Source organism: Serratia proteamaculans (assembly GCF_004684015.1).
In the GTDB taxonomy this organism is placed as follows: domain Bacteria; phylum Pseudomonadota; class Gammaproteobacteria; order Enterobacterales; family Enterobacteriaceae; genus Serratia; species Serratia proteamaculans_F.
The window spans coordinates 592,100-604,696 of record NZ_SRIA01000019.1 but is presented as its reverse complement, the minus strand read 5'-3'; the positions used below and the strand labels follow the sequence as shown (position 1 = coordinate 604,696).

The following is a 12,597-nucleotide window of genomic DNA, read 5'->3' as shown; positions in this document are numbered from 1 at the left end:
CGCGTAAAGGCTGCCAGGGAGTTAAACGATGAAACCATGCCGTTCAGGGGCATTTGCATCAGGCAAGAAACTTTGTCAGGGGATCGCATTGGCGGGAGGCCTGCTGTTGCTGGCCGCCTGTGATGACGGTGGTAAAAAGCCCACCGCAGCGCAGGCCGATGCCCAGGCCAGCAGTGTCACGCAGGCTAAATGGCCGGATGCTGCCGCGCTGGCGGCGATGGCGAAACGCGACGCCGGTAAGTCGCTGACGCTGCTTGATGCCTCCGAACTGCAACTCGACGGCGCCAGTGCCATGGTGTTGACGTTTTCTTTGCCGCTGGATCCGAATCAGGATTTTGCCGCGCGAGCGCATCTGGTCGACAGCGTTAGCGGTAAAATCGACGGTGCCTGGGAGCTGTCCGATAACCTGATGGAACTGCGGCTGCGTCATCTGCAACCCAACCGCAAGCTGGTGTTGACCCTCGAGAGCGGCCTGAAAGCGGTCAACGGTGCCGAACTGGGCAAACAGCAAGAACAGACTATTACCACCCGCGACATCAAACCGAGCGTCGGCTTTGCCGGCAAAGGCTCGCTGCTGCCGACCAAGCTGGCGCAGGGGCTGCCGGTGATGGCGTTAAACGTCGATAACGTCGACGTTAACTTCTTCCGGGTGAAGGCCGATGCCTTACCGGCATTCCTGGCCAACTGGGAATATCGCAATTCTCTCTCTAGCTGGGAGTCGGAAGAACTGCTGAAAATGGCCGGTCTGGTCTACAGCGGCCGTTTCGATCTCAACCCGCAGCGCAACACCCGCGAACGCCTGTTGTTGCCACTGAGTGGCATCGAAGCCTTGCAGCAGCCGGGAGTCTACCTGGCGGTGATGCAGCAGGCCGGGCATTACGGTTATACCAACCCGGCGACCCTGTTCACCCTTAGTGATATCGGCGTTTCACTGCACAGCTACCACGACCGTCTGGACGTGTTTACTCAGGCGCTGGACGGCGGCGCGGCATTGGGTGCGGTTGAACTGCGCCTGCTGGATGAAAAAGGTCAAACGCTGACCCAGGGCACCACCGATAAGCAAGGGCACGCCCAGTTGGTTAAAAGCGCCAAGGCGCGGTTGTTGCTGGCGACCCAACAGGGCCAGACCAGCATGATTGATCTGTCGACGCCGGCGCTGGATTTGGCCGAGTTCGATATTGCCGGGCCGGAAGGCTACAGCAAGCAATTTTTCGCCTTCGGTCCGCGTGATTTATATCGCCCTGGCGAAACGCTGATTGTTAACGGCCTGCTGCGTGACGCCGACGGCAAACCGCTGCCGGCCCAGCCGGTGAAGGTGGATATCATCAAACCGGACGATCAGGTGGCGCGCAGCTTTGTCTGGCAGCCGCAGGATGGCTTGTATCAATATCAGTATCAAATCCCCGAGGGCGGACCGACCGGTAACTGGTCGCTGCGTTTCAACTTGGGCGATAACCAGCCGCGGCTTTACAGCTTCAAGGTCGAGGATTTCCTGCCGGAACGCATGGCGCTCGACATTACCGCAGAGAAAACCCCGCTGCGCCCGGACGCACAGCTGGTATTCGACGTCAGCGGCCGCTACCTCTACGGTGCTCCGGCTTCGGGGAACCGCCTGCAGGGGCAGGTGTTCCTGCGGCCGCAGCGTGAGGCGGTCAGCAGCCTGCCGGGCTATGAATTTGGTTCGGTAACGGAAGAAAGCCTGTCGCGCAATATGGATGAATTCGATCAGGCGCTGGATAACGCCGGTAAGGCGCAGGTCGCGGTGGACAGCAGTTGGGCGGAAGTGAAATCCCCACTGAAGGCTATTTTGCAGGCCAGCCTGCTGGAGTCCGGTGGCCGCCCGGTGACGCGCCGCGCCGAACAGGCGATCTGGCCTGCCGATGCGCTGCCCGGCATTCGACCGCTGTTCAACAAACAACAGATTTATGATTATCGTAGCAACAGCTACCAGGCCCAGCCGGTGGTGGATGAAAACACCCAGGCCGGGTTTGATATCGTTTATGCCAATGCTGCCGGTGAAAAACTGGCCATCAGCGGGTTGAAGGCCCGTCTGGTACGTGAGCGTCGCGACTACTACTGGCAGTGGTCAGAAGGCGAAGGCTGGCAGTCGTTGTACGACAAGAAAGACTTGCCACTGGCGGAACAGACTATCGATATCGCCGCCAACGGCAGCGCCAAGGTCAGTTTCCCGGTGGAGTGGGGCGCGTATCGCATCGAGGTAGTGGATCCACAGAGCAATCTGATCAGCAGCCTGCGTTTCTGGGCGGGTTACAGCTGGCAGGACAACACTAATGGCAGCGGGGCGGTACGTCCGGATCAGGTGAAGCTGAAGCTGGATAAACCGGCCTACCAGCCGGGTGAGAAAGTGAAGCTGCATATCGAAGCTCCGGCGGCCGGCAAGGGTTACCTGCTGGTGGAATCCAGCGACGGCCCGCTGTGGTGGCAGGAACTGGACGTCCCGGCCAAGGGCGTTGATGTTGAAGTGCCTATCAATCAGGAGTGGAAACGCCATGATCTGTACCTCAGCGCATTGGTGATCCGCCCGGGTGACAAGCAACAGCAGTCGACGCCGAAGCGGGCGGTGGGGCTGTTGCATCTGCCGCTGGTGGATGAAGGGCGTAAGCTGGCGTTAGAGCTTGTTGCACCGCAGCGTATGCGACCGAACCAAATGCTGACGGTAAAAGTGAAGGCCGCTCACAGTAGCGGTAAAACGCCACAGCAAATCAACGTGCTGCTTTCCGCAGTGGACAGCGGCATCCTCAATATTACCAATTACACGACGCCGGATCCGTATCAGGCGTTCTTTGGCCGCAAGCGTTACAGCGCCGATCAGTACGATGTTTATGGTCAACTGATTGAAGGCAAAGGGCGTCTGGCCAACCTGCGCTACGGCGGCGACGGCGATGACGAAGACGCGTTGTCACGCGGCGGTAAAAAGCCGATCACTGCAGTCACCATTGTTGCCCAGCAGGCGCAGCCGGTTAAGCTGGATGCCAACGGCGAAGGCGAAATTCAGATTGCCATTCCTGACTTCAACGGTGAATTACGACTGATGGCGCAGGCGTGGAGCGATGAAGACTTCGGCAAGGCGGAAGCCAAGACCGTGGTGGCCGCTCCGGTAGTGGCAGAGCTGGCGACGCCGCGCTTCCTGGCCGGGGGCGACAGCACCCAATTGGCGCTGGATGTCAGCAATCTGTCAGGTCAGCCGCAAACATTAACCGTGAAGCTGGCTGCCAGCGGGTTAGTGGCGCTGCAAGGGGCAGCCGAACAACAGGTCAGCCTGGCCAACGGCGAACGCACCACGCTGCAAATCCCGGTGCAGGCGCTGGCGGGCTTTGGTCAGGGCGAGGTCGCGCTAACGGTCAGCGGCCTGGTGCTGCCTGGGGAAACGCTCAAAGACTATCAGCACAGCTGGAAGATTGGCGTGCGGCCGGCCTATCCGGCGCAAACCCGTCAGTTTGCCAGCGTGATCCACGCCGGTGAAAGTTGGGGCCTGCCGGCCGATGCCGCCGCCGGGCTGGTGCAGGCGACGACCGAAGGGCAATGGCTGTTGACCAGCCGTCCGCCAATCAACCTGGCGCGCTATATCAGCGAACTTTACGCCTATCCTTACGGTTGTCTGGAGCAGACTACCAGCGGGCTGTACCCGTCGCTGTATACCAACCGGGCGCAGCTCAGCGCGCTCGGGATCAAATCCGGCACTGATGAAAGCCGCCGCAACAGTATCGACGTCGGTATCGAGCACCTGCTCAGCATGCAGCGTTATAACGGCGGTTTTGGTCTGTGGAGCCGTGACAGTCAGGAAGAGTTCTGGCTGACGGCCTACGCGACCGACTTCCTGTTCCGTGCCAGTGAGCAGAACTACAGCGTCCCGGCGGATGCGTTGACGGCGGCCAACAATCGTCTGCAGCGCTATTTGCAGGACCGCAGCCAGATTGACGTTGCTTCCACCCAATATCCGGACCATACCCGCTTTGCGGTGCAGGCCTACGCCGGCTTGGTACTGGCACGTCAGCAACAGGCACCGCTCGGGGCATTGCGACAGCTGTTTGAGCGTCGTGCCGATGCTCGTTCGGGCTTGCCGCTGGTGCAGCTTGGCGTAGCGCTGAAGCTGATGGGCGATATGCCGCGTGCCAATCAGGCTATTGAGCAAGGGCTGGCAACGCAGCGTAATGCCAAGGATTACTGGCTGGAAGATTACGGCAGCCCGTTGCGTGATGACGCGATGATCCTGGCGCTGCTGACCGAAAATAACCTGTTGCCGGCCGCGCGCGATCAGCGGTTGCTGACCTTGTCTGAACGTCTCAACGGCGAACGGTATCTGTCTACGCAGGAGAGTAATGCTCTGTTCCTGGCCGCGCGCAATCTGATTGGCAGTGCAGAAACGCCATGGCAGGCGCAAACGGCGCAGGGCAAGACGCTGTCCGGCAGCCAGGCGCTGACGCAAAACCTGTCCGCTGAGCAGTTGGCTACCGGGTTACAGCTCACTAATACCGGCAGCGGCACGCTGTACAGCCGGGTCGATTTGGTCGGTTATCCGCAGCAGGCACCGCAACCGCAGAACAACGTGCTGAACATCCGCCGTGAATTCCTGGGGCTGGACGGTAAGCCGGTGGATCTGACCCAACTGAAAAGCGGTCAGCTGATCCTGGTGCATCTGGATGTCTGGGCCGATAACCAGGTGCCGGATGCGCTGGTGGTGGATCTGCTGCCGGCCGGGCTGGAGCTGGAGAACCAAAATCTGGGGGACAGCAGTGCCAGCCTGGGTGAAAGTGCCAGCAGCGTGACCGAATTGCTGCAGGATATGCAGCAGGCCGACATCAAACATCAGGAGTTCCGTGACGATCGCTATGTGGCAGCGGTGAATATCGACGGCTACCGTCATACCACGCTGCTGTATCTGGCACGGGCCGTGACGCCGGGGAGTTATCTGGTTCCGGCACCGCAGGTTGAGTCGATGTATGTGCCTGCCTGGCGGGCGCTGGGCGCGACGCCACAGCGGCTTGAAATCGCCAAATGATCCTCCTTGCTCCGCCCCGGTGATTTAGCCGGTGGCGGGGCAAGGGAGTGACGCCTTCCTGATGAATCGACTTCTCACCCATTTACGTCGCCGTGCAGCTCTCTGGCTGCTGGCGATTTTGCTGCCGCCCGCTTTATTGTGGCTGGCGGATCGGCTGTGGCCGTTACCGCTGAAAGATGCCGAGATGGCGCGGGTGGTGGTGGCGGAAGACGGGACTCCGCTGTGGCGCTATGCCGACAGCGACGGCGTATGGCGCTATCCGGTCAGTCTGCAGCAGGTCTCGCCCTATTATTTGCAGGCGCTGCTGACCTATGAAGACCGCTGGTTCTATCGGCATCCCGGTATTAACCCGTTGTCGTTGGCCCGTGCCGCCTGGCAAGATCTGCGCAACGGGCAGATTGTTTCCGGCGGCAGCACGCTGTCGATGCAGGTGGCACGCCTGATTGATCCCCATCCGCGTACGCTGGGTGGCAAACTGAGGCAGGTATGGCGTACTGCCCAGTTGGAATGGCATCTATCCAAGGATCAAATCCTCGAAATCTACCTTAACCGGGCACCTTACGGCGGCACGCTACAGGGGATTGGTGCGGCCAGCTGGACTTATCTGGGCAAACCGCCTTCGGCGCTAACGCGTGGAGAAGCGGCGCTGCTGGCGGTGTTGCCGCAGGCTCCCAGCCGCTTGCGGCCGGATCGCTACCCGGAACGGGCGCAGGCCGCGCGTGACAAGGTGCTGGAACGGCTGGCGTATTATCAGGTTTGGCCGGCGCAACAGGTGGCTGAAATTCGTCAGGAAGCGTTGTGGCTAGCCCCGCGTCAGGTGCCGCAGTTGGCCCCGTTACTGGCGAGACGGATGACACAGGGCAATCGTAGCCAGGTGGTGACCACCACGCTGGACGCCACTTTGCAACGGCGGCTGGAAGAGCTGGCGCGCGGCTGGAAGAGCCAACTGCCGGAAAAAACCTCGGTCGGCGTATTGGTGGTTGATCACACCAATATGAAAGTACGTGCCTACCTGGGCTCGCTGGATTTGAACGATAACAGCCGTTTTGGCCATGTCGATATGGTCGCTGCCTGGCGTTCGCCGGGCTCGACGCTAAAACCTTTTTTGTATGGCCTGGCGCTGGACGACGGCCTGATCCACGCCGAATCGCTGTTGCAGGACGTGCCGCGCCGTTTCGGGGATTATCGGCCGGGCAATTTTGATACCGGTTTTCATGGCCCGGTTAGCGCCAGTGAAGCGTTGTCGCGTTCGCTTAATTTACCGGCGGTACAACTGCTGGAGGCCTATGGGCCGAAGCGCTTTGCCGCCAATCTGCGTAACGTCGGCGTTGAACTGCGGCTGCCGGCACATGCCGAGCCGAGCCTGGCGCTGATCCTGGGTGGGGCCGGTGCGCGGCTGGATCAATTGGTCTCCGGCTTTAGTGCTCTGGCTCGGCAGGGCCGGGTGGCGCCGCTGCGCTTTACGCCTCAGCAAGGGATTTACGATCGTCAGTTAATGTCGCCAGGTGCCGCCTGGATTGTACGGCGAATACTGGCGGGAGAGGCACGTCCATTGCCGGATGACGCGTTACCTGCCAGCGTGCCGCTGGCGTGGAAGACCGGCACCAGTTACGGCTACCGCGATGCCTGGGCCATTGGCGTTAACGCGCGCTATACGATAGGTATTTGGGTGGGGCGCCCGGACGGAACTCCGGTGGCCGGGCAGTTCGGCTTTGCTACGGCGGTGCCTCTGCTCAATCAGGTCAATAATCTGCTGCTGACCTCTTTACGCCAGCGTGGGGAAGGGATCCCGGCCGATCCGCGCCCTGCCAGTGTCAGCCGTGCGGTAATCTGCTGGCCGGGCGGTCAGCCGCTCCCCGCCGGTGACAGCAATTGCCGCCAACGACGCCTGAGCTGGACTCTCGACGGGACTCTCCCGCCGACGCTGCCCGCGCCGGGGCAGGAAAGCGTGCTGGGCAGTCAGCCGCTCATCTGGCTGAATGCGCGAGGATTGCGGGTGGCGGCGGATTGCCCGGGGGCGACGCCACGTCGGCTGGCACTTTGGCCAACGCCGCTGGAGCCCTGGTTGCCTCCGGCGGAGCGTCGTGCCCAGCGCATGCCGGCTATTGATCCGCAGTGCCCGCCGTTGCAGCAGCAAGAAGCCCCGCCGTTGTTAATGCTGGGTGTGCGTGACGGCGCGATACTGCGTCGCCTGCCGGGCAACAATGCGCTTGATTTGCGGGTCAGCGCCCAGGGTGGTGGTGGGCAGCGCTGGTGGTTCCTCAACGGCCAGTTGGTGGGGGAAGGGGAGTCGCTGTTGCAGACGCTGACCCAACCGGGGCGTTACCAGCTTAGCGTGCTGGACGAGAGTGGGCAGGTGGCATTGCGCGAATTCAGCCTCGATTAGGCTGAGTTTGCACAACCTGTGCTCTGGGCCGCAAAGTGAAGAATAAAGATAATGATTTTTTAATGAAATGTTGATTTTCCCGTAGGCAAGCGTTTCCGGCGCACATATAATCTGCGCCACTTGAGAAGGCCGGCATCCTGTTTACAGACCGGCCTGTTTTGGAAGCTATACAGAGGCCATCATGACCCTAGAACGTACCTTTTCCATCATTAAACCAAACGCTGTAGCTAACAACGACATCGGCGCTATCTATGCTCGCTTTGAGCGTGCCGGTTTCAAAATCATCGCATCCAAAATGCTGCGTCTGACTCGCGAACAAGCCGAAGGCTTCTACGCTGAGCACAAAGGTCGTCCATTCTTCGACGGCCTGGTTGAATTCATGACCTCTGGCCCGATCGTGGTTCAGGTTCTGGAAGCGGAAAATGCAGTACAGCGTAACCGTGACATCATGGGCGCGACCAACCCGGACAACGCACTGGCCGGTACCCTGCGTGCTGACTACGCAGACAGCTTCACTGCCAACGCCGTACACGGTTCTGACGCAGTAGAGTCTGCACAGCGCGAAATCGCGTATTTCTTTAACGAAAGCGAAATCTGCTCACGTTAATCTGCCCGTCGCCAGGGGGCGGATATATTCGCCCCGATTGGCACAGGCCTGGTATGCAGCGCTCCTACTCGAATATTTCATTCATCGGCTGAAACAATAAAAATGCCCTGAATGTCTTTCAGACGTGGAAAGCGGCTACTAAAATTTGTACAATGCCGCGCCCCTGATGAGGCTTCTTGTCAGGGGCGCGCTTTTAGCGCCGTCACCGCAATTGATGCGGGTTGAACGACGCACTTACTTTCCACTCTTTCGCGCCGTAACGTGTAACAACGAGGCCAGAGATCAATTATGTTAGAACCCATCACGTCCGAGCACATCGTGTCTGAAAATAATTCGCTGACTACTCAATCCGTTAACGCGGAACAACCGGCTGTGGCCAAAATTAACCTGCTGGATTTGAACCGTCAGCAATTGCGTGAGTTTTTCGCCAAAATGGGCGAGAAACCCTTCCGTGCCGATCAGGTCATGAAGTGGATGTACCACTATTGCTGCGATGACTTTGAGCAGATGACCGACATTAACAAGGTCCTGCGCAATAAATTGCAGAGCGTCGCCGAGATCCGTGCGCCAGAAGTGGCGGAAGAACAACGCTCAGCCGATGGCACCATTAAATGGGCGATCAAAGTGGGCGATCAGCAGGTTGAAACCGTGTATATCCCGGACGGCGACCGTGCGACCCTGTGCGTTTCCTCCCAGGTGGGTTGTGCACTGGAATGCAAATTCTGTTCGACCGCTCAGCAAGGTTTTAACCGCAACCTGCGCGTGTCGGAAATCATCGGTCAGGTGTGGCGTGCGGCGAAAATTATCGGCGCACTGAAAGTGACCGGCGAACGCCCAATCACCAACGTGGTGATGATGGGGATGGGTGAGCCGTTGCTCAACCTGAACAACGTGGTACCGGCGATGGAAATCATGCTGGACGACTTCGGTTTTGGCCTGTCCAAGCGCCGCGTGACCCTGTCTACCTCCGGCGTGGTGCCGGCACTGGACAAGTTGGGCGATATGATCGACGTTGCGCTGGCGATCTCGCTGCATGCGCCGAACGACAAGATCCGCGACGACATCGTGCCGATCAACCGTAAATACAATATCGAGACCTTCCTGGCGGCGGTACGTCGCTACCTGGCAAAATCCAATGCCAACCAGGGCCGGGTAACGGTTGAGTACGTGATGCTGGACCACATCAACGACAGCACCGACGACGCGCACCAGCTGGCAGAAGTCCTCAAAGACACGCCATGCAAGATCAACCTGATCCCATGGAACCCCTTCCCGGGCGCACCTTACGGCCGCAGCTCCAATAGCCGGGTGGATCGTTTTTCCAAAGTGTTGATGGAATACGGCTTTACGACTATTGTTCGTAAAACCCGTGGTGATGATATCGATGCCGCCTGCGGGCAACTGGCGGGTGAAGTGATCGACCGTACCAAGCGTACCCTGAAAAAGAAAATGGCCGGGGAACCTATCTCAGTACGTGCGGTCTGAACCCTATAGCATGATTTTTTTGTTATCTTACAGTCTGTTATGTAATCAGACGCTTAGGTAACATCTGACAAGGAAATGAATGCAGGCATGAAGCTGACTCTGTGGGGAACGTTGCTGGCGGCCGGCTTACTGGCCGGCTGTTCTGGTTCAACGCCGGAAGAAAAAGACGTACAGTCGCAAGCGGGCCAGACGCGTTTGCAACTGGGTCTGGAATATCTCAAGCAGGGCGATTTACCCGCCGCGCGACAGAATCTGGAGAAAGCGGCAGACGCTGCCCCACAGGATTACCATACCCAATTGGGTATGGCGCTTTATGAGCAGCGGATGGGCGAAAATAGCGCGGCCGAACAGCGTTATCAGCAAGCGCTCAAACTTGCGCCGAACAATGGCACCGTGCTGAATAATTACGGTGCGTTTCTTTGCAGTTTAGGGCAGTATGTACCGGCACAACAGCAGTTTAGCGCTGCGGCAGTAGCACCGGATTACGGTCAGGTTGCCGACAGCCTGGAAAACGCAGGTTACTGTTTTCTCAAGGCCGGACAGAACGATGAAGCACGTACCTTGTTAACGCGTGCGATGAAGATCGATCCGGACAAAGGCACTCCACTGTTGGTGGAGGCAGAAAAGCAATTTGGAGAAGGGAAGCGCGCGCAGTCGCAACTTTTACTCGATAGTTATCAGCATGTTTTGCCGGCTAGCGCCGACAGCTTATGGTTACAAATTCGTTTCGCCGCGTTAGCCGGGCGCCAGGATAGCGTGCAACGCTATGGCAAGCAGTTATCGCGAAGTTTTCCACAATCCAAACAGTACCAGCAGTTCTTAGCTAATGAATACTGAAGCCTCCCAAGATAAAACTGTATCAATGACGACAGGCGAACGTCTGCGTCAGGCCCGTGAACAACTCGGGTTGAGTCAACAGGCCGTTGCAGAACGCCTGTGCCTCAAAATGTCTACCGTGCGCGATATCGAAGAAGACAATCTGTCCGCAGATTTGGCTTCAACCTTCGTGCGGGGTTATATCCGTTCCTATGCCAAGCTGGTGCGTTTGCCAGAGGATGAACTGCTGCCGATGCTGGCCAAGCAGGCTCCGCTGAAGGTAGCGAAAGTTGCCCCAATGCAGAGTTTCTCATTGGGCAAGCGCCGCAAAAAACGCGACGGCTGGTTGATGAGCTTCACCTGGTTGATCGTTTTCGTGGTGGTTGGCCTGACCGGCGCCTGGTGGTGGCAAAACCACAAGGCCCAGCAGGAAGAGATCGCCACTATGGCCGATCAATCCTCTGCCCAGCTTTCACAAAACAATGAAGGCCAGTCTGTGCCGTTGACCGACAGCAATGCCGACAACAGTGCGCCTCTGGCTGACAATGGTTCCACGCCGGTTGATACCGGCGTTGCTCCACAGCAGTCCCAGACTCCGGCCGTGACCGGCAGTGCAACCGCGCAGCAACCTGCGGTGGTTTCACCAAGCCAGACAACGCTGCCTGAGACCACGCCTGCGGCTCCCACTGCGCCGTTGCCAACCGCTGATGCGGGCGTGGCAGCAGCAGCGGTTGATCCTAACGCGCTGGTCATGGAGTTCTCCGCCGACTGTTGGCTGCAGGTGAGTGATGCCAGCGGTAAAACGTTGTACAGCGGTAGCCAGAAAAGCGGCGGCAAGCTGAGCCTGGCGGGTACCGCGCCGTACAAACTGACCATTGGCGCACCGGCCGCAGTACAGATTCAATATCAAGGTAAGCCGGTTGATTTAAGCCGGTTTGTTAAGTCAAACCGTGTTGCTCGTCTGACCGTTGCCGCGCAGTAATTGCGCGGCCATTGTCGTTGAGTCAGGGCAACAATGGAGAGTAAGTAATGCATAACCAATCGCCCATCATCCGTCGAAAATCAACGCGAATTTACGTCGGCAATGTGCCTATTGGTGATGGTGCGCCGATTGCCGTGCAGTCGATGACTAACACCCGTACCACTGATGTTGAAGCAACGGTTAATCAGATCAAAGCGCTGGAGCGCGTGGGCGTTGATATTGTCCGCGTTTCAGTCCCCACCATGGATGCCGCCGAGGCGTTCAAACTGATCAAGCAGCAGGTTAACGTGCCGCTGGTCGCCGATATCCACTTCGATTACCGTATCGCGCTGCAGGTTGCCGAGTATGGCGTAGACTGCCTGCGCATCAACCCGGGCAATATCGGTAACGAGTCGCGTATCCGTTCGGTCGTAGACTGCGCGCGCGATAAAAACATCCCAATCCGTATCGGGGTGAATGGTGGTTCGCTGGAAAAAGACATCCAGGAAAAATACGGTGAACCTACGCCGGAAGCGCTGCTCGAATCTGCCATGCGCCACGTTGATATCCTTGATCGTCTCAACTTCGACCAGTTCAAAGTGAGCGTCAAGGCATCCGATGTGTTCCTGGCGGTGCAATCCTATCGTCTGCTGGCTGCGCGTATCGATCAGCCGTTGCATCTGGGCATTACCGAAGCCGGTGGCGCACGCAGTGGTTCAGTGAAGTCGGCGATTGGTTTGGGGCTGCTGCTGTCGGAAGGCATTGGCGATACCCTGCGCATCTCATTGGCAGCCGATCCGGTGGAAGAGGTTAAGGTCGGTTTCGACATTCTGAAATCGCTGCGCATCCGCGCCCGCGGCATTAACTTTATCGCGTGCCCGACCTGTTCACGTCAGGAGTTTGACGTGATCGGCACGGTCAACGCGTTGGAACAGCGTCTGGAAGACATCATCACGCCGATGGACATTTCGATTATCGGCTGTGTGGTCAATGGGCCGGGCGAAGCGCTGGTTTCCACGCTGGGCGTGACCGGTGGCCATAAAAAGAGCGGTTTCTACGAAGACGGCGTGCGCCAGAAAGAACGTTTCGACAACGAGCAGATGATTGACCAGCTGGAAGCCAAGATCCGCGCCAAGGCGTCGATGATGGATGAAAGCAATCGCATCGCGGTCAACCTGCTGGAAAAATAAGCATTACACCGATACGGCGGGCTTTTTAGCCCGCTTGTTTATGAACCCGGGAGCAGAACTCGGTATTCGCGTTGAATACGGGGCGGCAAAGTCCCTATAATCGGGTTCATTTTTATAGACAACGGACAGAGA

At 58.4% G+C, this 12,597-nt stretch carries 7 protein-coding genes; all 7 read left to right on the top strand.

The window, feature by feature from the left end:
- The first annotated feature begins 28 nt into the window (after nucleotides 1-28).
- Nucleotides 29-5,020, top strand: coding sequence for an alpha-2-macroglobulin family protein (locus E5C26_RS18475; RefSeq protein WP_135317600.1), 4,992 nt, complete (start codon nucleotides 29-31; stop codon nucleotides 5,018-5,020).
- A gap of 61 nt (nucleotides 5,021-5,081) precedes the next feature.
- On the top strand, nucleotides 5,082-7,406 hold the full coding sequence (gene pbpC / locus E5C26_RS18470) for a peptidoglycan glycosyltransferase PbpC (protein WP_135317599.1): 2,325 nt from the start codon (nucleotides 5,082-5,084) through the stop codon (nucleotides 7,404-7,406).
- A gap of 181 nt (nucleotides 7,407-7,587) precedes the next feature.
- Nucleotides 7,588-8,013 carry a nucleoside-diphosphate kinase gene (gene ndk / locus E5C26_RS18465; protein ID WP_135317598.1) on the top strand — a complete coding sequence of 142 codons (426 nt, stop codon included), beginning with the start codon at nucleotides 7,588-7,590 and terminating at the stop codon, nucleotides 8,011-8,013.
- Nucleotides 8,014-8,301: 288 nt separating this feature from the next.
- Entirely contained in the window at nucleotides 8,302-9,498 is a 1,197-nt protein-coding gene (locus tag E5C26_RS18460; protein ID WP_012146320.1) for a bifunctional tRNA (adenosine(37)-C2)-methyltransferase TrmG/ribosomal RNA large subunit methyltransferase RlmN, read from the top strand.
- 87 nt (nucleotides 9,499-9,585) lie between these two features.
- Nucleotides 9,586-10,335, top strand: a complete 750-nt coding sequence (gene pilW, locus E5C26_RS18455) for a type IV pilus biogenesis/stability protein PilW (protein WP_135317597.1) — start codon at nucleotides 9,586-9,588, stop codon at nucleotides 10,333-10,335.
- Complete coding sequence (gene rodZ, locus E5C26_RS18450; protein WP_135317596.1) at nucleotides 10,325-11,296, top strand: cytoskeleton protein RodZ; 972 nt, start codon at nucleotides 10,325-10,327, stop codon at nucleotides 11,294-11,296. The genes pilW and rodZ overlap by 11 nt, the downstream gene beginning before the upstream one ends.
- Before the next feature lie 47 nt (nucleotides 11,297-11,343).
- Nucleotides 11,344-12,465: a flavodoxin-dependent (E)-4-hydroxy-3-methylbut-2-enyl-diphosphate synthase gene (gene ispG / locus E5C26_RS18445; protein WP_012146317.1), complete on the top strand. Its 1,122-nt coding sequence runs from the start codon at nucleotides 11,344-11,346 to the stop codon at nucleotides 12,463-12,465.
- Nucleotides 12,466-12,597: the final 132 nt, after the last annotated feature.